The organism is Paenibacillus assamensis DSM 18201 (assembly GCF_000422445.1).
GTDB classification, from domain to species: Bacteria; Bacillota; Bacilli; order Paenibacillales; family Paenibacillaceae; genus Paenibacillus_B; species Paenibacillus_B assamensis.
In genome coordinates, this window is the sequence record NZ_KE383838.1 from 346,909 (window position 1) to 370,050 (window position 23,142).

The window sequence follows — 23,142 nt, forward strand, 5'->3', positions numbered from 1 at the left end:
GTCGTATCATGCACCTTTATATTTATTTTACAAGCATCTACGACATTAGCAATCTAGTTCCACGTTACTTACTCTGGCAACAGCGCCTCCTTCAAAATAGCACACACTTCGTGATAAATAGTGCCAAACTGTGATAGCGGAAGCGGATTAATACCATATCCAACCTCAATCGTAAATGCTGGCTTGCGATATTGCTGAATAAACCAATCTTTAAAACCCGCATCGCTCCCTGTCAGCTTCACGGCTCGATACCCGCTAACTTGCGCCAGTTTTTTGGCCCAAACTTCCGCTTCTGACGGCTCATAATCTCGATAATTCCAATAGATTTCCCTGCCTTGGGAATGAAAGCTTAACGCCATCGCAAATTGTTTCTCTTCCGCCATTCGATACAGGGCGCATGCCTCTGGTTCTGTCAATGGAGCTTCTCCACTATAATTCATGGCAGATGGCTCAAATACTCCCCTACGCGCTCGCTCTTCTTCCCAATAAGCAGGGAACTGATCATTTAAATCAACACCTCGGATATTCGCTTTCCAACGATCGAACCTACGATCATCCTCATTCCATTCTACTAGGCTATGGTCCCATGAATGCTGCCCGCTAACCCCTTCCTGTACAAGCTCTACTCCATCCGGGTTCACCATTGGCACGAACCAGACTGAAGTATGCTCGCTAGCCAGTCCAGCATTCCACCTTCCCCAACACAGACCTAATTGCAAATATCGAGCGTATTCTTCTACAAACTGCATGAGCAAAGATGACGTAAGCCACTCATTTGCATGAACAGCACCATTTACATGAATGCGCCGCGGCCCTTCTCCGATCCGAATAGCGAATATTTCCTTCCCTAATACACTGTTACCAATCGATTCTACATGAGCGATTCCAGGAAAAGTACGCTGCACATACTTTACATCCTGCTCCAATTCAAGTGGGCCATATTCTGCTCTAGCCCGCCAATCCGAAGGTTGTATCGCATAAGCTAATGAAATACACAGTCCAGGAACAAGCTCACAGCTGCGAACAGATTCATTCGCTTCTTTGAGCAATTGTTCTGATATACCAAGCCTCCACGCAATTGATTCCCACGAATCACCAACCTGGACCGTGTACATGGCAGGTGGTCGTTCAGGGATGAATAAATGCTGCCCAGGCATTAAATAAGGACTAACCTTGACGGTGGGATTAGCCGCTAACAAAGCTTCCAGCGTAATTCCACAACGCAGACAGATACGCAAAGGCGTGTCACCTTTTCGTACCATATAAAGGGTGCTCATAAGACGCTTCTCCCTTCTGCAGCTATGTTCTTATAAGTAAACTCTATGCATATAAAGGCTTGCACCATCACCGTAATTGTGATTCACCATACCATTGTTGGAATGAGCGTGCATGCATACGTCAGCAACAAGGCGCTTAGCCTCTTTTCCCACAAGCTAGCAGGAACGTCCAATTCACCGTCGTTTGTTCTACATAAGATATAGCAAAGAAGCGCGACTCTAACGGGAGGACCTGCCATGTACGTGTATCAATTAAATACGCATGTCGCCTCTGGTGACGACCGAGCCTGTTGGGCAGATTTACATCTGCTGAATCAATCCAATGAGCCTGTGGAAGCACATATCCAACTGTATCAACTCGACCCTGCAACTGGTCCATCCAAAGCCGATGTCTATTACCAGCACATCATTGTGCTGCAGCCCTTTGCATCTAAGGGCTCTTGCTTCAACTTGCTGAACACCACAATAACCGGAGATTGGATAGGCGTAAAAATTACAACCACTAGTGAACAGCCAAACTCGATATTTGCCACACTCATTTTGAAAAATAAGCTAGCTACTGTCAAACATCATCATCAAATCCCTTTACATGGGACATTTCCGAAATATGCTTATGTTGCAAACAGCGGTGATGATACGGTTCTTATTATTGATCGTGATACGCATCAAATGGTAGGCAGCCCCATTCAACTCCCTCAACATGCCCTTCCCTTAGATATCGCTACTTCCAAATACAGCACATTCGTATATACGTCAAACAGCGGGACAGATAATGGCTCGACTATCTATACACGCGGTAATCAATTGTGGCCCCTTACGCTAAAACTTGGTGTTGAACCGATAGCCATCGAGACGGACGAGCCATACGGGCTTCGGATATTTGCTGTTAACAACAACTCTCCCACGAGTACCGTTACCGTATTCGACATCGTCAGCGGAAATACTGCCACAATACTTGTAGGCGATAATGCCGTTGCCATTAGCTTCAATGAAACACATAACCGTTTGTATGTGGCCAATCAAGATGAGGGCACCATATCCGTCATTGATGCAACAAGCTACTCCGTAATTGCAACTATCCCACTATTGCCTGGCAACCCTAATAATAGTGCACCTGTCGATCTCGTGTGCAGTCCAGATGGGCGATACGTATATGTTGCAGCTAAAGGCTTGCCTGGGGAAATACAAGTCATTGAAACGGAAACCAATACACTGCTTAATCCCATTATGCTGGAGCACTCACCTGTATCATCTACCTACATTCCTAGATGCTTAAGCATTTCTTACGATAGCGCCATCTTATTCGCAGCTATGTCTAATTACAACGGAGTCGTGAGTTTGAATGTCAAAAGTCCAGCTTCTCCCCGCCTATTCCCAGATATTATCGTGCCAAGTGGTCCGCCTGAACATATTAACGTCACTCCTGACGGCTGGGAAGTATATATTGTGAGTAACTGGGGTTTTGAAAGTACTGTTCTTATTTGGAATCGACGTACTAATACTTTTCAACCACTCCCTCTTCCTACTGGATTTCAGCCTGTAAGAGTCGCTTTCTCTCATATTATTGTCTAGCACGAATGATGCAGCTTCGTGAATATGATACAGAACGCATAGATGAGGCAACCATCGTATTGAGTGCTAAAGCCTATCTGAACGTTCTAGAAGCAACAAGAGGAGGTATGAGCGTGGATCATTCTTATCGAGTCTTGACCTCCCGTCTTCTGCTTCGTCCTTTGACGGAACATGATCTCGAGATTGTGCTCAGATGGCGCCGTCACGACCATATACGAAAATGGTTTCCAGATGACCTTACCATTGAGCCTAAGCAGCAGCTAACATGGTATGAACGTTACCGCCAACGCGAAGATGATATGATGTTCGTCGCCGTCGTGTTGAACGAAAATAAACCGATCGGGGCCGGATCTTTATATCGTATAAATAAGCTGTCTCGAACAGCCGAATTCGGTCGTGTCTTCATCGGAGAGGCTGATGCTCAAGGTATGGGATACGGGGAAGAAATCGTAAGGGGCATAACGGATTTCGGGATTGAGATGCTCTCCCTGCGCTGGGTAGAGTTATTTGTCAAAATTACAAATACAAATGCCATTCGCACGTATACCAATTGCGGCTACGTTCATGATCGCAAATATCGTCCTTCGAACACCAGAGATCTCGGCTCCATCGTTCGCATGATTCGAACTGCTCCCCCCCGCTGGAAAGGGGAACGTTAAGCTGTGATACCCGCTATTCCCCAACAAAAGAAGAGACTTCTAGGAACCTTGCTCCTAGAAGTCTCTTCTTAACATACAAATAAATGGGTTCCATTAATAAAAGTTTGGTACTTGCCAAACGACAGGAATGGATTCCAATTGGTCGCCTAGCCATTGCTTCGCAATATACTGGAACATACTCGGATCACCACTGCAGAACATTTGATGAATCGGGTGGTCTTCCTCATGAGCCAATTGTCCCTTATCGTGAAGAATGGTGCTTATTTCTCTCGCTGTCTCTTCTGCTGAATTAATAAGCTGTATATGAGAACCTACTACTTCTTGGACTGGATCTGTTAAAAATGGATAGTGCGTACAGCCTAATATGAGCGTATCAATTGGCGTTGACTTCAACGGCTCAAGAGAATCAGCTACAATTCTGTACGTGCTGGAATCTCGGAACATGCCTTTCTCTACTAGCGGCACCAGTAACGGGCAAGCCAAGCTGTAGACTTTCACATGAGGAGATAACCGCTTAAGAGCCGATTCATAAGCCGCACTGCGGATCGTCCCATCTGTTCCAATTACACCGATATGGCCGGATTGCGAAGCTGATATTGCTGCTCTTGCTCCCGGATGAATCACCCCTACAACCGGAACGGTTGTGTAGGATCTTACTTCTTCCAAGGCAACTGCTGTCGCGGTATTACAGGCTATTACGATCATTTTTGGATCGAATTGTGCTAAGTAGTCGACAATTTGTCGGGTGAACAACCGTACCTCGTCTGCATCGCGAGGACCATATGGGGTACGAGCCGTGTCACCAAAATAAATAATTTTTTCCCTCGGGAGCTGTCTCATAACTTCCTTAACAACGGTTAACCCGCCAACCCCCGAATCAAACATTGCGATAGCTTGCTGCACGAATACACCGCTTCCTTCATTTCTTGTTTGACTGACTTATGCTAGAACTTCCGCAATAGCTGATGCGGATGGTATGGTACACCATATGTACAGTCCTTGTAAAACGTACCTTGATCTTAACTGATACCGGGACAAGGTTCAAGTCGAGCGGTATCCAAAATAAATAGCCTTGACATCGGCGCTAACCAAGGTCAAGGCTATATGGATCCAATTACTTGTTACGAAAATGATTTATTTGGACTCACAAGCACTGTCGCTCTCGCATACTTCTTCACCACACGGAGATTCATTCGCTTCATTATTATCAGAAATCTCTTCGGCTACGGAAGATACTTGGAGTCTAGATTGCTTCCATTCAGAAATAGACTGCTTCACTTCGCCGATACGATTTTTGGAAGCCTCAATCATTTCACTCGTCGATTCACCAACTTGCTTCGCAATCGTTTGTGTACGCTCTCCAATCTGTTTGGCACCTTCCGCGATATCTTCTCTTAACTCGCGCCCAGACTTTGGCGCAAACAATAAGGCGGATACCGATCCTACCACTGTACCAATAATTGCCCCAATCCAAAATGGCTTTGTGCCCTTTGCCATATTCAACGTCCTCCTCGCTGTTGTCTCCGTCATTCATCCCGACAAGCATATGTCCAACGAACCAGTTGTTATGGTTTGGTCGCTGCATCAACCTCATCTGACTTTCGCTCAGGCTTACTCGGCGGCGAACGACGTGCGGCCACACTGGCGTACAACCCTGCTGCGGTATCTATCCAGCGCAGCAAATCCTGGATTCGATGTTGTTGGGCTTCATAAGCGCTATCTAACGTATTCATCGTACGTGTAATCCAGCCATCCACCTGTTCATGGACATGATTAACCGAGCCGCGTATACGTGAAGATGTATCACTCCACAAAGCGGTTTCTTGACTTACACGCTCTACCGTCTCCAGTAAATGCTGCCCTCGCTCGGTAATCGCTCGCCCTTGCTGAATGAGCTGCAGCGTCTCTTTATGCAGCTCTACAAGCATGTGCTCCGTACGATGCATAAACTTCATTACACGGTCCAGCAAAAGCAGAGCAGCAGCGGCTGCAATGACAGAGAACAGCAGCACGATAGCAATGATCCAATTCATCGAATCCCTCCTTAACAACGGTCTTGACGGGCGAATGCCCATGTCATAGTGACAGTATAAGAAGGTTGGGCTTGGCTTGACACAAAGGAACGGAAAAAACTTTTTAGTACAGAAAAGGTGTCGTATCGGTAGATTGTCCATATGAAGTATCTTTACAGGGGAGAGATAATTAAGATGATTAGTAACAATAACAAAAAAATGAATATGGAAGAATGGATACAGAAATGTGGATCAGCAGAGAACGTCTACTAAAATGGAATGGGATACGAGCATACATTTATGTTACATTTGGTCATCTACTAACGGGTAGATGTATGAAAAAATGCTAATGGCGAGCAAAAAACTAACAATAAGCGCCTTCGCATAGCGAGTCATTTTATATGGCAAGTACTTAATGCCTACAGCAGCGATGCCCCAAATGACCCCGAGGCTTAACGTTTTCGCTATATAGTTGCCATATAGAAAGCCGCCAATTACAAGATACGATAAAGATACTAGACAAACACTAGCAAAACTAAAAATTAGGACAGCGATGAAAATCTCTATGAGTTTATTCACTTGGACCTCCATTAGTACTTTAGTACTTATAATCACATAAGACCATAATATACCACCAGAGCAAATGACAACAATACTTGGATATTTAAAAATACATAAAGACTGATAAATTTCAACGAGATCTATCTACCTATCTGTAACTCTATCGCATATGCCCATCACCAAAAGGATATTGATATAAGTAAATACTAACTACAATAGCCCATACGATTCCTATTCCTACTATTTTTGCAACGACGGAGTCGAAGCAATAACCTGATATTAGTAGTAGAGCTATCGATTCACGTATAGGCTAAACATAAATACATACAGTCACTATTCCACAGAGTTCCAATCCACGGATGGATGTATCCTAGCATCATTATATAGAATGGCAACATAAAAAGACCAGCCACTAGGCCGGTCTCCATTTTCATTACCATTTGATTCGAATATAGGAAGATTGTATGAATCTGAATGTAGAAAGTATCCAGTTCCCATCTACATCCCATCCGTTATCTAGGTCAGCTCGCTTATTCAGCTATCTAACGAAGACTGCGATTTACGTATCCGATACGTACATCTGCTGCCCTGCTTCGCTAAGCACTCAAGCCGCTCTACATCAGCTCCGAGCAATTCACGGAACAGTTCCAATTCACAATGACAAGGATATTCATACGCTTGTGCAACTTGGGCAATGGGACAGTTATATTCATGCAGAAGCCATTCTTCATCAGACAACTGCTCCGTTTCTACCATATATCCGCCTGCATCTTGAATGCTGCTTAACTGTTGAACACGCTCTCCGAACGTTTTACCTAACATTGATGATTCATATTTGCGCTTTAAAGAACGACGTCGACCTTCAAATAACTGTTGCACGCTATTATCCGAACCACTATCATTCGATTCTACCTCATGCAGCAAATCCAATAGCAACTGATGGTATTGCTTCGGAAACTGCTCATCGCCTTGTGCAGAGATACGGTACAACTGTAAGGGGCGTCCCATAGGCTGTTTGACCTGTACGGTTTCCAGCACATTTTCTTCGATCCCTTGATGAAGATGGCGTCTGACGCCCATTTCTGTTAACCCCAAACGCTCTGCAAGCTGTGCAGCAGACATCGGGCCGTTTCTCTTAAGCAGCATGAGCAGCACATTACGCGTTGACGGTTTCTGTTGCGCTCGATTCACTGGCATTCACCTTTTTAACGGTCATTTAGTACCGTCATTGTAACGCATATCATACATCTTGTAAATTCAATGACATCTTACTTGGTTACGCATTAAACTTGCAGTGCAGGCAATTCCTTCTGTAAGAAACGATGTACACTTTCGCTGAATTGTCGCATCGTAACATCCAAATTTGTAAATAACGGATGCACACCTTCACGCTTCCACTTCTCATAATCCTGAACAAGAGGTCTACGCAAAGCTACTAATTGAATCAAGACTTGATGCAATTCTTCATCCATGGCTCCCGCTTCAGCAATAATATCTACAATATCTTCATAACTGCTGGCATCCCGCAAAATAAAGCCGTCAATTAATAGCGAGCCAACATCAGTAACAATCTCAATGGCAATATGTAAAGCTCGTTCTTGGGCCAAATGATCTACAATCGAACCGCTCCAATTTGATGTTAAGCTGCCTACTGCCTGTTCTAGCAATTGGGCTTGATCCAAACGATTATCAATCTGTTGACGATTTACGTAATACATAGCACAGCCCCCATACGAGTCATAGTGAATCAAAAAGAGGCTTTCAGCAAATGAAAGCCCTTTCTGCCTCTAATTATTATTTAACCACACTTGGGGATTTACTGTCATCCTTATCCTTTAGACGAATTCATTGTGATAGTTATTTGCGACGAGACTTATTACCTTGCACCCGAGCATTCTTCTTCGTTCGTGACTGCTTCCTATCAGATCGCTCCGTTACACGTCTGTTTGCAGCCATTCGTCGTTTTACAGAATAGGAATTAGTCGAGGAAGGCGATGATGCTATCGCGCTCTTGCCTGTTTTTTCGTCTTGCTGCCCTACCTGCTGCTTGCCAGGACGTTCGTCTATGCGCAGTTCCTCTTGCAAAGTCACCTGTTCCTTATTCTTTTGATCTTTCCGCCCATCTATATCTACCTCAAAAGGCCGCTCAGCTTCCACCGCATGCCTCTTCGCTTCCAGACGCTGCTCCGTGACTGTTTGTGGCTCCTCCAACTCGCGATGGGACCACTCTCTCAATTCTCTTTCTTGAATGGGGCTTTTAATGACTAGCAAATGCAGCATGAGCTGGTAAGCTACATTCATCTGGGACTGTCTTAACCGTCGAAGTTCCACTTCATCATAAAGACATTGATATTCAGGAAAGTAGAAATACTCCATTCGCAGCAGCCGCAAATCTATATTTTCCTCAGAAACCGTCTCATTATTCGATAGAAGCAAAGACCAGTTTTCACTAAGTGGGTGGATAAAATCCTCCTCATCTAACATCGAATTCGAATAAGGGGACCAGTGACGAGCAGAATGTTCATTAAATAAATGCAGATAATGAGGATGGGTAACATGCGAGCTTACATGTGCATAGGGGACGACAAGGCAAACGAGTGCCCTATCTTGGCTCACCCGATAAATTTCACGCATGATATATGTCAGATCATTCACATATTGGAGCACATGTGATGCCATAACAAACTGTACATGATTCGAGGGAAACGGAATCCCATCGTTCAGATCATGAACGAGGTCAACATCTTCATATGGATGCTTATCAATGCCTATGCAATGAGAATGCTTATTCCGTCCACAACCCAAGTCTATCCTCACCGGTCTTCACATCCTTCAATCGCAGCTATAGAATTTAATACAGTCTATTCGCTACACATAAGACCAGTTTGTACAGCCGCCTTGTAGCCCGTATTTTTCCGCGAACAACCTTGCCCGCTTTCTATCGATAGGCTCACTTGTCGGCATCTTTTTTATTGTCATCCTTTTTGAGAACAGACATGATTTGCTTAATGCGATCTGGGAGAGGAAGTCCGAGCCGCCCATAATTTTCTGTAATGCTTAGCAGCTCATTCACCATATAAAAGCAAATGGCTCCATCTCTAAATCCATTCGTTCCAAAAAGCAAATCCATATGATATGCCATCCCAATAATGAGCAGCATGAGCGCTTTTTTGGCCAGACCCCAGAATCCGGCATTACTGCTTAATCCTTTCCCCTCTCGAACGGAAGCTGCAAGACCGGACAAATAGTCAATCAAAATCATTAGCATAAATAGGGTAATTAACGGGTCCCACGCCCCAAACAAAAAGGTAAGAATTCCGCCCATTACACCAGCAAACGTATTCACTGCCAATTGGTTCATCCCTGTTCCTCCTTATCTCTAAGGGATGATATATTGTATTCGACTTGTCCCGTGCTGACACGGCAGGACGACTAGGGAGTGAAGCTTGTACACCTGATATTTTCTAAACAGAACAGCATAAAAAAGCCTACCTCCATTTAAACAAAAAAAATGGAATCAGACTTCTTTAATCATAGTTATTTTCGATATTAAAGCGGACAACCGACTATGTAACGCTACACCATTTCCTACTTTGTGTTATTCAAACTTCTCTTCCTCCTCAATCCTCTTTCTATCCTCCAAATACAGCTTACGACTCTCTTCCTCTGCTAACTTCCGTTCTTCCTCACTTAATTGCGGCTTATTCCACATTGGCTCTCTGGCGTTTTTCACCGCCTCTTGTATCCTTAAGTCGAAGGCTTCTATACTAAGTCCCTCTAACTCTCCTTGAAAATACTTTACACCACCGTATTTATCAGCATCATAGACGACCTTATTATCGTCATTAATTTTAAACCTTCCCTGATAGTATCCGACGAGAGCATACGCTTCTCCATCAACTGGTTCATCATATTTCACTAAGAAGAGTACATTCTTTTTGTGCGGCTCGGCACGAAATGTACCTAGATCTAAAACTTGAATGGTTTGATTGACTAATTGGGGATTTCCTTCTATTACTTTATTTATTTTCACATCTGTAAATGTAAAGCGAGTGCCTGATACGTTGGTTTGTTCCGTTTCATTTGTTAACTCTGCCTCTACGATTAATTCAGCATCATAGGCCAATTCTTCAAGCGCTTGATAATGAATAGCTAAGTCGAACATTCCGTTGTAGAATTGCTGTTCTTCATAAGGTCTAGTGCTAGGTTTATTTCCACAAGCAGATATGGTTGTTACGATTAGTACAAGAAAGAAAATTGTTGGCAAGATTCGCTGTATCATCTAGGATATAATCCTCCTGATTTAAGAAAAAGTACATATGAATATTAACTACTATTATATCCTCTGTTGCTTAAAATGGTCGGCTGGTCTGATCTATCGTCTAATTTATTGTGGCTCAAACCCAATGGAAACTAATCACTTTCCATTAGACAGATTTGTTCAATTGCATATTCATTTCCCTCATTGTCGACGAGCTTATCGCCTACTTTGAGGTGCCTTGCTTCTACCCAGCCTACTTCAGGTACCCAGAACGGATGCTCCTCTGTCGTTACAAACGTCGTATCTTTTACCGTGATATGATACGTCTCTTCAGCTACTCGCTGGAAGGTCTCTTCTACCTCTTTGTACGCAAGCTCTCCAGTCTCTTCACTTTTTGCTAATCTCCAACCTTGATGTCTTCAATGGCTTTGTAGCCTTCTTCCGTTTGGACTTTGGTTCCAGCAGAGAAGCAGCGCATATGACAGTTCGTAATCCCAAATTCTCCACTTGGATCGTGGTAAACGAGCGGATTGTTCTCTACATAGGTGTACAAGTTCAAACTAAGCGGGTCGTTCAGTTCCCCTTCATACGTCCTCGCTTATAAACCGTCCCATGCTTGGGTCATACCATCTCGATCTTAAGTACTGAAGACCAGTCGTTTTATCCCAATACTCACTGGAATATTTAAAGTTATTCGGAACGGTTTCTCTTTCTTCCAGCGGCTTGCCCCAAATGTCATAGCGGTATTCGTTAAGCTTATTACCTGCCTCATCTACTAGAGCTACAACGTCAGCATGTCCGTTTAATTGATAATATTGCGGCTTACCTGTTGACCAATCCTGACGCCCGACTAGCTTGCCGTCTACTTCATACAAATAAGTATAGGTAATCTTAGCTTTCTCGTCTGAGCAAAGGTTTTCTTCGCCAGAAGACCATTTGCCAAGCGTTCATATGATAGCGTTTTGGTAGCATGATTACCGCTTGCAATATTCAAGTGCTTTGACTAATTGACATTGTCAAAGGAGCCACTGGCATTGACATTTACACCTAGAGCCTCTACTTCATAGCCTATCTTTTTGATTAATTCATAATTGTAGAGCAACTTGAAACTTTCTGGATACTGAATTCATCTACTTAAATCTGAAAATCTCTATATGACATTCGTCCCCCTTCAAAAAGAAGCCTTGAAAAGCCTGATGCATCCAGGGCTACTCTCATCAAATTCCCCAAACTGTTTTTAAATAATTATGTTCTTCGGCTTCAAAACAAATCCCGAAATTTCCTTCATTTTGAAAGACGACTATATCTTGATTACCTAGAAAATCAATGATTTTCTCAAAATGAGTAGATAGCTCTGTAAACTTTATAACAATTGCCCCTGATTCAACATCTAGATAATGTAACAATATGATTCTCTCGTCTCTCAAATGTTGATTTGCTTCAAAAATTATTTTAAAATCTTCTATTACTTCCCCTATGCTTTCAAATTGATATGAGATACTGCAATCCTTAACTTTCATATATATCAATGATCTCACAGTGTCGGTTTCATCTGGGTTCAAAAAATGATCTTCGGTCAATACTATACCTGTCTTCTCAGAGAAAATCCTAATTACCTCTCTTCTAGAATGTTTCATTCTATTCAAAGTCATGAGCTTGGCTAACTTTTCTCTACTACCTTCCATTTTTTCTAAACCCTCCAAAGTATTCTGGATAATGACCTTGTGTTCCTTGAATCCCCCTATATCTTTCATCTGCTTTGAATAAATCCTGTCCAGGATATTTCTGCTCAGCACCATGAAAATGTGGGCCTCTACCAAATGGGTCGTTTCTATGCTCGATTATATATCTATTCTGACGGTAAACGTCATAGGCATATACCCTTCTATCATTCGCTGGGTTTTTATAGTCTTTTACTTGTCCCTGCTTCTTAGGGGTTGCTGATGTAGGTATACCAGAGTCACGTTTAGCTTGATTAAAAGCTTGTTTTCTAGTGACCTCACTCGCTACCTTTGAGTTTTGGTTACCTTTCCCCTTAGAATTTATACTATCAGGCTTATAAGGCTTCGCTGCAGTGTTTGGCCTAGTGACAGAAGCATTCGTTCTAGCCCCTCCGTCACCACCTGCAACTCTAGCTGCACTAGTTACATTACCTCCGCTTGGTATAAACCCAGCGCGGCCTCCGCCACAGTTATGCGTCCATTTCTTCAGGTCCGTGACAAAGTAGTTGTGATACCCATTAACTCTAAAATTATAAACCTTCGTTTGCTCTTTTTTAACTTCAATTCGTTCAATCGCGTATTCATTGCCTTCTTTGTTGACAAACATGTCACCTACTTGGTGATGTCTTGCCTCCTCTACTTATTGTAGGCAATCTTAAGTTTTGTCATTAGTTCTAGCAATGAAGCTGTATATTGAATAGTTCAACATGCTCGCTTCTCCACTTGGCAATGCTATATGAATTATTTCTTCAGAAAAAGAACCTTGAAAGGCATAATGCCTATCAAGGTTAGAAAATCTTATTTTTCAGAATTTAATTTTTCTTAATATGATTTAGTATTATTTTTTTTACTTCAATATTACTTCCGTAAATCTCAAAGAATGAATAATCAAAAGTACGAATTTCTATTTCTGCCAGTGGATGTTGCAATCCCTCACTTTCTTCAGTTTCAGGCAACTGGTCAAAATCCCAATCGACTCCTGCCCCTTTTTGAACTGCTATAAATACACCTGACTCAAATTGTATTACTCTCTTTACACTAGCTATTAATTCGTCGGTTGATAGTACAGAAAAAAACTCCTGTGAGTGCTTAGGAAACAACTCGTAAAGAGATGACTCACTAGTAGCTGATACATCAAAGATGTACCAAATATAATCATGTGAATATTCCTTTAGAGATAATAAAATTTCAGCAAATTGCCACCCTAAACAAGAAAGCTCTTCATTAAAATATTCACTTCCACGTACTTTTAGCAAAAAAGCCGGTTCTTTTAAATCCATCCACATATCACTCCTCAATTATTCCTTAAAACTCCATGATCCATTTTTAAAAATAGCTGGATGTGAGTGTGGATTTATATGGTCCCCTCTCCCATGATCTGTCCAGTCTGTCCGTTGAATAGGTTTCTTATTATATCCCCACTCAAGTGTTTGAATATATTCTCCTTTTCGACCTTTTTTAATCCCTATTTGGGTATGCGGATTCATAGATTCTGGTAGATGAGAAGTACCATTCTCCATTTTTCCATCTAAATTTTTGGGAAGCTCTAATTTTTTTCCACTCTTATCTGTAGGTGCATAATTTGGTCTTGCTGTCTCTTTAATAGGTTCTTGCTTACCTTTCATCGTAGAATCCGCATTAGCATTCGAATTAGAAGGCTTTGGAGACGTTGCAGTGTTTGGCTTAGAACCAGAAGTATTCGTTCTAGCCCCTCCGTCACCACCAGTAACTCTAGCTGCACTCGAAGCACTACTTCCGCCTTGTGCTCCAAGACGACTGTTTCCACAGTTATGCGTCCAGATCTTCAGATCTGTAACAAAGTAATTGTGATAACTATTGACTCTAAAATTATATACCTTTGTTTGCTCTTTTTTAACTTCGATTTGTTCAATTGCATGTTCATTTCCCTCATTGTCGACGAGCTTATCGCCTACTTTGAGGTGCCTTGCTTCTACCCAACCTACTCCAGGTACCCAGAACGGATGCTCTTCTGTCGTTACAAACGTCGTATCTTTTACCGTGACATGATACGTCTCTTCCGCTATTCGCTGAAAGGTCTCTTCTACTTCTTTGTAGGCAAGCTCTCCAGTCTCTTCGCTTTTGGCTAGAACCTTGTCTCCAATCTTGATGTCTTCAATTGCTTTGTAGCCGTCTTCCGTTTGTACTTTGGTTCCAGCAGAGAAGCAGCGCATATGACAGTTCGTAGTCCCAAATTCTCCGCTTGGATAGTTTCCACAAAAAAACCTTGAATGGCACGATGCCAATCAAGGTTTTTAAACTAATCATTCAAAAGTAACCCATTTATGAAACGTATTTAATATCTCTTCAAGGTTTCCTGGTCCTCCAGCCCCAGTAAAACAACCATCTTCTATTTTACAATAAATCCAGTCCTCATCTGTTCTATCTACTTGAACTACGTCTACTCGAATCTCCTCAAAATGCGTCCCGTTCAAGCTTACTGTAACATACCAACCAGGATTATCGATCGTCGTAATTTTAATACCATTTCCATGCTCCCAATCCCCATCACATTGTTTTGAATACCATTCTTGTAACCAACTTAAAATTTCCATCTATTTCACTCCTTATGGTCTTCCTGGAATTTCCCAAGGATATGGTTTTCTTACTCCCCCTGGTACTCTTGGATCATTAACGTGAGGTGTTTCCACAAATATACCTGTTTTTTTATTAAAATGCCCAGCCCCTTTACCATCATATCTCTCACCAGGAGTAAAGGGTTGGGGATTACGTGGATCTGATTTATACCACCTTTGCCAGTTTGTTATCTCTCCTGTTTGAGAATCACGTTTATAAGTTGAATGCTCTCCTAGTGCACTAGGGTCATACTTCATATTGTTTTTACTTTTTCCACCATTAACTTTAGATGAATCTGCATTTCCCGCTACCTTTGAATTAGCGCTTGAACTCGTCTTAGTAGATTTTGCAGCCGGTGCGATACTCTTCTTAGGAAGCTTCACTGCAGGCGCTTTAAACGGCCTATAAATCGTGCTTGGTCTAAATAGAGGGAAGTCCGTAAAGCTTCCGCCTCCTGCAGCTCTGTATGCACCGCCTCCACCACTAAAACCACCGCCGCCTCCGCTTGGCGCTCCTATGCGGCTATTGCCACAGTTATGCGTCCAGATCTTCAGATCTGTAACAAAGTAATTGTGATAACTATTGACTCTAAAATTATATACCTTTGTTTGCTCTTTTTTAACTTCGATTTGTTCAATTGCATGTTCATTTCCCTCATTGTCGACGAGCTTATCGCCTACTTTGAGGTGCCTTGCTTCTACCCAACCTACTCCAGGTACCCAGAACGGATGCTCTTCTGTCGTTACAAACGTCGTATCTTTTACCGTGACATGATACGTCTCTTCCGCTATTCGCAGGAAGGTCTCTTCTACCTCTTTGTACGCAAGCTCTCCAGTTTCTTCACTTTTTGCTAGAACCTTATCTCCAACCTTGATGTCTTCAATGGCTTTGTAGCCGTCTTCCGTTTGTACTTTGGTTCCAGCAGAGAAGCAGCGCATATGACAGTTCGTAATTCCAAATTCTCCACTTGGATCATGGTAAATGAGCGGATTGTTCTCTACATAGGTGTACAAGTTCAAACTGAGCGGATCGTTCAGTTCGCCTTCATACGTATCCTCGCTTATAAACCGTCCCATGCTTGGGTCATACCATCTCGATCTTAAGTACTGAAGACCAGTCGTATTATCCCAATACTCACCGGAATATTTCAAGTTATTTGGAACCGTTTCTCGTTCTTCCAAGGGCTTGCCCCAAATATCATAGCGGTATTCATTGAGCTTATTGCCCGCCTCATCTACCAGAGCTACAACGTCAGCATGTCCATTTAATTGATAATATTGCGGCTTACCTGTTGACCGATCCTGACGCCCAACTAACTTACCATCTACTTCATACAAATAAGTATAAGTAATGTTGGCTTTCCCTTCTGCGGCGACTGTACCTTCTGCAACTAATCGTTTCTCCCCATCATAATAGTAACGGGTTCTAATGTTGTTCTCCACACGCTCGTACAGCAGTCCATCTCCTGTATACGAATATGTGACTGGACTATGATTGCCTATTACTTTTATTAATCTATTTTTCTTATCATACTCGTACTGCGCTTCCTTAATTGACGGATCTCGATTACTGTCTAGCGTCTGTCGATTGTATCTTGCATCATACGAATAAGTCTCGTTGAATTCACTTGATGTTTGAATTTGATTCAATGGGGTATACGTAAAGTTCGTGATGTAGTTATTTTCATTGCGGTGCGTAATATTTTCATTTGAGTCATATCCGTACTGGAACGTATTTTGTGCTACTCCGTTTTTGAGATAGGTTAACTGTTTTAGCTTCGTATCTTCGTATTGATATTGCGATACGAAGGCGTCTGCGAAGGTTTGCTTCGCCAGCAAGCCGTTTGCCAAGCGATCATATGAAATGGTATTCGAAAAATTACCTCTAAATATGTTCAACTGTTTCAGTTGATTCACATTGTCATAAGTACCCCAAACTTTCGCATAAATTGATGTTGGCAGCGAAAATTCGTAACCTGTTTTTTTATTCAAGTCATAAAGGTTTTCCAGCTTGAAACCATCTGGATATTGGATCGTAGTCAAAAAACCAGAGCTAGGCTGATACTCATATCTCGTTGTTCCTCTATGATCCGTCATCGTTAGCATTCTACCTTCGGTATCATAGCTGTAATGAACGTTTTCAGTGCCTACCGTATTTTGAATCAGTCTATTCATGACATCATAACGATTACTCGTTTCCGTACCGCTGCGATCAATATATTTCTCCAGATTGCCATTTGCATCGTAATAATATCGCTGTTCCTGGCCTGTGCCATTAATTTTCTTAACGACACGACCTAGCTGATCGTATTCTTTCTTCACTTTCTGCTGATTCGCATAGGTAGTTTCGATTAAATTACCAAGAAGATCGTAGGAGTAGCTTGTCGTCTGATTCAATGCATCCGTCACCGCAGTTAGTTTACGCGCAGCATCATACTGGAATGAGGTACGGTTACCATTCCCATCAATTGAAGCTGTGATATCACCTGCGTAATTATATTCCGTGCGTTCTATTGGTATATAAGTCTGCTTATTGTGCAGCTTTTCTACGAGTATTTCTCTTCCCAATAGATCACTTGTCGTTCTTGTACGGTTCTGTTCTGCATCAATAGTCGTCATCATCAGCTTGGCATCATCATACTCCACACGATCCGATGTCCCATTGGCATAGGTCGTTTGAATCTGACGTCCAAAACCATCGTAGCTGTACGATGTACGATTGCCGTACGCATCGTCTGTCCATTGTAGTTGACTTGTGCGCTCATCATAGCCATATTTGACCTGACCTAGTCCTTGTGTCTCTCTAATTTTACGACCAAGCGGATCAAACCAAGCTTCCGTCACTTCGCCAAGGGTGTTCTTCATTTGAACATGGTTGTTGGCATCGTTGTATACGTAGCTAATCTGACTTTGGTTTGGCATCGTAACTAATGTCGTTCGGCCTAATGCATCGTAGGTATAGGATGTCGTTTGCTGCTTACCATCAGTGTACGAAAGCAAGCGTCCTGTAGCTTGGTCATACTTCGCTTTTTCCACAATCGTGGAAACTTTTCTATTTGCATCGGTCACATCTACTTCTTGCTGGGTCAGGAATCCATGTTGATACTCTGGACCATACTGATATCTGTAAACGACTGCGTTCAATACACCCTCTTTATTGGTGCTTACTTTTGTAACATTTCCGAATCCATCGTAATTGTAATTGTTGTCACTAAGAAGTTGGCTTCTTTCTGCATTCGCGTATGTTTTTGAATGATTGACAGACCCTTTGTCATTACGAAATAAACGCGTAAAAGTCTGCTGATTGGCATCAGTTTTGGACGTAATCGTCTCTGGCAATCCCCATTTTGCATCATACGTAGTCGTCGTGCTAGCTCCGAGATTATTCGTTTCACTGGTTACATTTCCATTCTCATCGTACTGACGGTTGATGATAAGAGATGGACTTTCCACCCCATTGTTTCTTTTCTTGGAAGTAATTTGTGTAGGATGAGGGTTAAAAATATCGGATGTATATGCTTGATTCGTAATGTGCTGTACTTGTCCAGCTTGTTGTACAGTCTCAACGTTTCGGAATGTAAAATCATCATACGCAAATGCTTTATCGTAAGTAGATATAACGGTTGAATCCCCGCTTTTAAATACAGTCTTATGTCTACCGCCCCCAGAAGAGGCATACGGGTCTGATTCATATTGAATATTCGTTTGATTACTTTCAATTACGGAACCATTAACATATTGAACAACATCTTTTCGTTCAACGACTCTATACTGTTCTTGCTTAGAATCATGTCCCAAATGTCGAAGAATTTTATCATAACGGTACTCTGTACGAGCCCCTGTTGGATGATGAATTGTTTTTAGTAAAGCATAGTCATTTCTTTGATTAACTGGTTCTGAGGTTACCGAGAATTTAGAAGGAGCAAAGTCATATGCATAGTGAGTCGTTCTCCCCATCGAATTCGTAACAGCCGATAAATATGAGATGCTAGTATCATTTACAGGTAATGTGTTCATATGATAGGTTACAGATTCTCTGCCGTTCGTAGCCGTAATATTACCCGTCCACGAATCAAAGTTAAGTTGAATATAATTCCCTAAAGAATCTGTAACTTTTTGTAATCCAGAACCTCCGTGTTGGAAATTTAAAAAGTTGGAATAGTTGTCTTCTACTCGAATCAAAGCACCATATGAATCAAAATAGTAGGTTGTGCCTTGTTTCATTTTCAATGCATACGCAGAAGTTCGCCAGTCTACTTTTTTACTTGTATCTTTCGTCAACACAGCATCTTTCCAAGGATAGCGCTTAAGCTTAAGATCTTTATCTACTTGATAGACTCCACCTGCTGGCATGCGAATATAAGTTTCATTACCATCAAACTTCATATAAGCGATATCCCAAGTCCAGCCTTTCCCTACTCCTACTCGCGAGTCCATGTCATTTCTTTTGACATCATTATCAAGAACAGGGAAGTAAGGATAATTATAACCAGTAGTAACTTCGTAAATTTTGTTATCTTTTGGTACAATCTCGAATTCAATATCGTAATATGCATCAAACCAGTAAAATTTACTATTTAGCACTTTAATTCTTTCTTGTGTATATAATTCATTGGCTTTCTTTGCAAGGGCTTCAATTCTTCCAGCAAGATACACAACATCTACTTCTGGATATACAAATCTTTCGGGGCCGTAAATGATGACCCCATCTTGGGAACATCTGTAATCCCTTTTCACTCGTGGATTATGAAGCCCATTTTCATATTTGTACACGGTCCCACAAAAAGTAGGTACAATAAAATGCCTAAAATATTCACTATTCTTTACTGTTTTCTGAAAAAACTCCGCATCGTTACTGTTATAACTTCTACGTAGTGAAAAAGATAATCCATTCCTTCCCGGAATAGATAAATCAGTCGATGATAAGTTCAAGGAACCATCAACGCTTGAAATAGATTCATTTCCTGTTTGAATAGAGTAAGGTGCTTGATCTAACTTGGTATTATGTTTTACAAGGCTTAATGCGTCATGAGTAACCGGAGGCAGATTCACGCTACTCATCGCTTTCATGATCCCATAAACAGAGTCTGTAACATTCGAATCATCCGAGGATGGATAAGTAACATTGGTGACCGAATTGATATTTCCGCTACTTGTATAGGTTGCATCTACCACCGTTGGTGGTGCATACTTCTTACCCACACCCGGATATAACTGCTCTAATGTAGTCGACAATACCGTTGCATCTGGATTTTTCGCCAGAGCGTCATGGATATGCTGTAACGTGTAACTTTCATTTAATTTAGGTAGAATTTCTGAAGGAGATACATTGTATTTCCTTGCGATGTAATCAATCGTGAGTAATGCCCTATTGTCAGCTGTCTGGGTTGAAATAGATGCAGGCGATGCCGCAGCTGTTATAGCCTTCATGAACAAAGGCGACGTCATTTCTAAAAATAGTAGTAAAGCAAGTAAAGCTGATAAATGTCTCATCTTTTTCATCTGCTCACATTCCCCTATTTACATGTAGTTAACAACTAAAAATTTCTAGCAAGTATGATGCCGCCAAATATACAACCTATCTAAGGTCACGGCAGTTTTTCAACTTTCAACAAATTTCCTTTTTGATCATAGGTATACAAATAAGTAACTTCTGTAGCAACATTGTTAACTACGCGACTGAAAGTCTGTTTAATGAGCTTTCCGTCAGCATCATACACATAGTTCGTCCCACTAATGAGAAAAACAGCGACTGTGTTACTAGCATGGGATCTGTTTTTAAACGTAGTGTCCTCGGCGACGATTGTAATACTATACAATTTTCTAGAAGCATTATTTACAGTAAAGCTAGTGGATTGTGTAGTTCCTAGGAGGGTAGTACCGTCATAAATATAATAGACAACAGGAAAATTGCTAGTGGATGCATTCCAGCTCATAGCCAAGTTTTTATTGTTCTGTACCTGAACCGCTAGCTGCGAAGGAGCAGTCGGATTAAGTAGAACGTCAATACTTTTTGCGTTGACATATGACTGAAATTCACGAAGCTCGACTCTAAACCTATAGAAATCAGCAGAAGTTAAATTATTTATTACAATGGAGTTGCTTGATGTGGATGAGACAATTTCATTTTTAGCATTATATATGGTATAATTTGTATTTCTCTGCGGCTTGAGATCAGGTCTGGGTATTTGCCATTGATTTGATGCCATTAACATCTCACAAGGTGGTTCTACTGGTGGTTCAAATGGTCTACCTGGAAGCGGAGTTTCTGGTTCATATGCAGTATCTAACACGACTGTCCAAGATAGTTCAATACTAGTTTTCGACAATTGTCTGTATACAAGTGTATCAATATAACCATCATTTGTAGTGTCGCGAGAACAATAACTAATACTGCTAGTGTTACCTTGAATCTTTCCTGCTTTTGCAGCAGAAATTGGAATGTTAATAGTACTCAATATTGTAAGGATACAAAAAATCAATGAGCATGTTGAAAAATTGAATTTTTTCACTTTGTACAAACCTCCAAAACATGATTTACTTACGTGTATTTCTTAGAAAGAACACCTCCTATTTTTGTGTTACAAACAGAGTGTAACTCGAAGCTTACCTAAAAAAGACCTTTTCTGAATCAAGTCACCACAGCCTAATTCATAGCAAGCACCATCTTCCTTATTCTACACTTCGATTTATTTTGTTTGCAGGCTTACATATAAAGCATTTCGTGATGGAATTGGTAGCTAGTTTTAAACGATTATTAAAATTAAAGAGGTCAACAAATAAAAAAATTGTGACTACAGAAGCTATAGTGTTAAACATACGGGATATTGAGGTAAAAGATAATTCCGAAGTTTCCCGTAACGGTGAAGTATCGCTTGTACTACACACGGAATATGGTGACCTGCATCTCTTCTACATCACAAAACACATCAGAGAATCCATACAGTAAACAGTGGTCTTTACAAGCGAAATACGATTATTATCCAACGAAAGTAAAATCCTGTCAATCGAAAACATACAAAAAAAGACATCTTCGCGAAATAACGGGATTGATTTATCTTCACCGTCATATACGCAAGATGCCTTATTTATTATTTCCAACTAACAACCACTCTCGAAAATGATCGCTAATGAATTATTTTCATTTTTATACTATCTTCCCGCTCTATTCACGAAAGAAATTCGGCAAATACTCACGGTTCGCTTCCAACATCTCATCCAACAACTTCTTCGCTACTTCAATGGAAGGAACGAGCGGATGATGAACAAGCGCCTGCAAAGCAATACCGCGATCTCCCGTAATTGCTGCTTCAATCGTAAGCTGCTCATACACCTTCACCGCATGCATCAAGCCTTTTACATGCTCTGGCACGTTACGCGGAGGAAGAGCGATTGGGCCTTGTGCCGTCACGACACAGTTCACTTCAATACTAGCATCAGCTGGTAAGAAGTCATAGATGTTACCGTTCGCAACGTTCAACGTCTGAATATCTTTGCGATCATTGTAGATCGAGTTCATCAGATTCACCGCTGCTTCGGAGTAATAAGCGCCACCGCGCTGCTCCAACTGCTTCGGCTTCTCACGCAAGCTCGGATCTTTGTACAACTCGAACAACTCTTCTTCTACACGGCTTACCACGTCAGCACGAGTACCGTTCTTCTCCATCGCTTCCTTCATCTCGTTGAACATATAATCCGTCATATAGAAATATTTCAAATAATAAGTTGGAATGCCACCAAGCGACTTCAAGAAGTCTGCATCCCAGCCTACCGTTGGCACATTCTTCGCCGTATATGCCATGCCACCGGATAAGATTTCAGGTAGCTTCTCTTCACCCTTAACTTGACAAGAAGTTACCCAGTGAAGATGGTTAATACCTACGAACTCTGGCAATACGTCTTTCTCGGACACTTCATACTGTGCAGCCAAGAACTTCTGTACATTAATTGGAGAGTTGCAAAGACCTATCGAGCGAACACGGCTATACTTCGCAACTGCCTCTGTTACGATACCAGCAGGATTCGTAAAGTTCAGCATCCAAGCATTTGGTGCAAGCTCTTCAATATCACGGCAAATGTCAAGAATAATAGGAACGGTACGCAGTGCTTTGAACATGCCGCCTGGTCCCGTCGTTTCTTGGCCAATTACACCGTGCGTAATCGGGATATGCTCGTCTTTCTTACGCGCCTCAAGCAATCCGACACGCATTTGCGTAGATACGAAGTCAGCATCCTTAATCGCTTGACGACGATCAAGTGTAAGATGAACCTCAATTGGAAGTCCAGACTCTTCCACCATACGTTTAGCCAAGTTACCTACAATATCTAGCTTATGCTTGCCTTGCTCAATGTCTACAAGCCATAATTCACGAATCGGCATTTGATCATAATTGCGAATAAATCCTTCTACGATCTCCGGTGTATACGATGAACCTCCACCAATAACTGCAATCTTCAACCCAGGACGTTGTGTCATCCAGCTCTC

At 41.7% G+C, this 23,142-nt stretch carries 22 protein-coding genes and 2 pseudogenes; 2 read left to right on the plus strand and 22 right to left on the minus strand.

Going from position 1 to position 23,142, the window contains the following annotated elements; translation table 11 throughout:
• Window positions 1-68 precede the first annotated feature (68 nt).
• Entirely contained in the window at window positions 69-1,277 is a 1,209-nt protein-coding gene (locus H580_RS0120025) for a M14 family metallopeptidase (RefSeq protein WP_028596363.1), read from the minus strand.
• Between the two features lie 237 nt (window positions 1,278-1,514).
• Here H580_RS0120025 and H580_RS0120030 point away from each other — a divergent pair, with 237 nt between their 5' ends.
• The gene (locus tag H580_RS0120030; RefSeq protein WP_028596364.1) at window positions 1,515-2,849 is read left to right on the plus strand and encodes a YncE family protein; all 1,335 of its coding nucleotides are present in this window, start codon (window positions 1,515-1,517) and stop codon (window positions 2,847-2,849) included.
• Window positions 2,850-2,962: 113 nt separating this feature from the next.
• Entirely contained in the window at window positions 2,963-3,508 is a 546-nt protein-coding gene (locus H580_RS25625; protein WP_169449386.1) for a GNAT family N-acetyltransferase, read from the plus strand.
• A gap of 93 nt (window positions 3,509-3,601) precedes the next feature.
• Here H580_RS25625 and racE read toward each other — a convergent pair whose 3' ends face one another.
• The 21 genes and pseudogenes from racE to H580_RS0120130 form a co-directional block, all read right to left on the minus strand.
• On the minus strand, window positions 3,602-4,411 hold the full coding sequence (gene racE, locus H580_RS0120040; RefSeq protein WP_028596366.1) for a glutamate racemase: 810 nt from the start codon (window positions 4,409-4,411) through the stop codon (window positions 3,602-3,604).
• A 231-nt stretch (window positions 4,412-4,642) separates the two neighbouring features.
• Window positions 4,643-5,005 carry a YtxH domain-containing protein gene (locus tag H580_RS0120045; RefSeq protein WP_028596367.1) on the minus strand — a complete coding sequence of 121 codons (363 nt, stop codon included), beginning with the start codon at window positions 5,003-5,005 and terminating at the stop codon, window positions 4,643-4,645.
• Between the two features lie 68 nt (window positions 5,006-5,073).
• Window positions 5,074-5,541: a hypothetical protein gene (locus H580_RS0120050; protein WP_028596368.1), complete on the minus strand. Its 468-nt coding sequence runs from the start codon at window positions 5,539-5,541 to the stop codon at window positions 5,074-5,076.
• Window positions 5,542-5,823: 282 nt separating this feature from the next.
• On the minus strand, window positions 5,824-6,099 hold the full coding sequence (locus H580_RS0120055) for a hypothetical protein (protein WP_028596369.1): 276 nt from the start codon (window positions 6,097-6,099) through the stop codon (window positions 5,824-5,826).
• A 516-nt stretch (window positions 6,100-6,615) separates the two neighbouring features.
• Window positions 6,616-7,272 carry a helix-turn-helix transcriptional regulator gene (locus tag H580_RS0120060; protein ID WP_028596370.1) on the minus strand — a complete coding sequence of 219 codons (657 nt, stop codon included), beginning with the start codon at window positions 7,270-7,272 and terminating at the stop codon, window positions 6,616-6,618.
• Between the two features lie 92 nt (window positions 7,273-7,364).
• The gene (locus H580_RS0120065; RefSeq protein WP_028596371.1) at window positions 7,365-7,799 is read right to left on the minus strand and encodes a DUF86 domain-containing protein; all 435 of its coding nucleotides are present in this window, start codon (window positions 7,797-7,799) and stop codon (window positions 7,365-7,367) included.
• A 139-nt stretch (window positions 7,800-7,938) separates the two neighbouring features.
• Window positions 7,939-8,898 (minus strand): methyltransferase domain-containing protein, encoded by a 960-nt coding sequence (locus H580_RS24940; RefSeq protein ID WP_051217598.1) that lies wholly within the window; start codon window positions 8,896-8,898, stop codon window positions 7,939-7,941.
• A gap of 133 nt (window positions 8,899-9,031) precedes the next feature.
• Window positions 9,032-9,442, minus strand: a complete 411-nt coding sequence (locus H580_RS0120075) for a phage holin family protein (RefSeq protein ID WP_036605536.1) — start codon at window positions 9,440-9,442, stop codon at window positions 9,032-9,034.
• Window positions 9,443-9,679: 237 nt separating this feature from the next.
• Window positions 9,680-10,363: a hypothetical protein gene (locus tag H580_RS0120080; protein ID WP_028596373.1), complete on the minus strand. Its 684-nt coding sequence runs from the start codon at window positions 10,361-10,363 to the stop codon at window positions 9,680-9,682.
• A gap of 131 nt (window positions 10,364-10,494) precedes the next feature.
• A pseudogene (locus H580_RS26710) lies at window positions 10,495-10,683 on the minus strand (polymorphic toxin-type HINT domain-containing protein); the annotation flags it as partial.
• 56 nt (window positions 10,684-10,739) lie between these two features.
• The gene (locus H580_RS26715) at window positions 10,740-10,901 is read right to left on the minus strand and encodes an RHS repeat-associated core domain-containing protein (RefSeq protein ID WP_245583606.1); all 162 of its coding nucleotides are present in this window, start codon (window positions 10,899-10,901) and stop codon (window positions 10,740-10,742) included.
• A gap of 25 nt (window positions 10,902-10,926) precedes the next feature.
• Entirely contained in the window at window positions 10,927-11,217 is a 291-nt protein-coding gene (locus H580_RS26720) for an RHS repeat-associated core domain-containing protein (protein WP_028596374.1), read from the minus strand.
• 342 nt (window positions 11,218-11,559) lie between these two features.
• Window positions 11,560-12,027, minus strand: a complete 468-nt coding sequence (locus H580_RS0120095; RefSeq protein ID WP_028596375.1) for a YxiF family protein — start codon at window positions 12,025-12,027, stop codon at window positions 11,560-11,562.
• Entirely contained in the window at window positions 12,017-12,553 is a 537-nt protein-coding gene (locus H580_RS25630) for an HNH/endonuclease VII fold putative polymorphic toxin (protein WP_281167988.1), read from the minus strand. The genes H580_RS0120095 and H580_RS25630 overlap by 11 nt, the downstream gene beginning before the upstream one ends.
• A gap of 12 nt (window positions 12,554-12,565) precedes the next feature.
• Window positions 12,566-12,685: pseudogene (locus tag H580_RS26870) on the minus strand (polymorphic toxin-type HINT domain-containing protein); the annotation flags it as partial.
• 190 nt (window positions 12,686-12,875) lie between these two features.
• The gene (locus H580_RS0120105) at window positions 12,876-13,343 is read right to left on the minus strand and encodes a hypothetical protein (RefSeq protein ID WP_028596377.1); all 468 of its coding nucleotides are present in this window, start codon (window positions 13,341-13,343) and stop codon (window positions 12,876-12,878) included.
• A gap of 18 nt (window positions 13,344-13,361) precedes the next feature.
• Window positions 13,362-14,255 carry a polymorphic toxin-type HINT domain-containing protein gene (locus H580_RS25635; protein WP_051217599.1) on the minus strand — a complete coding sequence of 298 codons (894 nt, stop codon included), beginning with the start codon at window positions 14,253-14,255 and terminating at the stop codon, window positions 13,362-13,364.
• Between the two features lie 90 nt (window positions 14,256-14,345).
• On the minus strand, window positions 14,346-14,636 hold the full coding sequence (locus tag H580_RS0120115; RefSeq protein WP_028596378.1) for an immunity 53 family protein: 291 nt from the start codon (window positions 14,634-14,636) through the stop codon (window positions 14,346-14,348).
• 12 nt (window positions 14,637-14,648) lie between these two features.
• Window positions 14,649-20,159 carry a polymorphic toxin-type HINT domain-containing protein gene (locus tag H580_RS26540; RefSeq protein ID WP_028596379.1) on the minus strand — a complete coding sequence of 1,837 codons (5,511 nt, stop codon included), beginning with the start codon at window positions 20,157-20,159 and terminating at the stop codon, window positions 14,649-14,651.
• An 86-nt stretch (window positions 20,160-20,245) separates the two neighbouring features.
• Window positions 20,246-21,169, minus strand: a complete 924-nt coding sequence (locus tag H580_RS0120125) for a hypothetical protein (RefSeq protein WP_028596380.1) — start codon at window positions 21,167-21,169, stop codon at window positions 20,246-20,248.
• Between the two features lie 653 nt (window positions 21,170-21,822).
• A complete protein-coding gene (locus tag H580_RS0120130; protein ID WP_028596381.1) occupies window positions 21,823-23,133 on the minus strand; it encodes a 6-phospho-beta-glucosidase in 1,311 nt (436 codons plus the stop codon).
• Window positions 23,134-23,142: the final 9 nt, after the last annotated feature.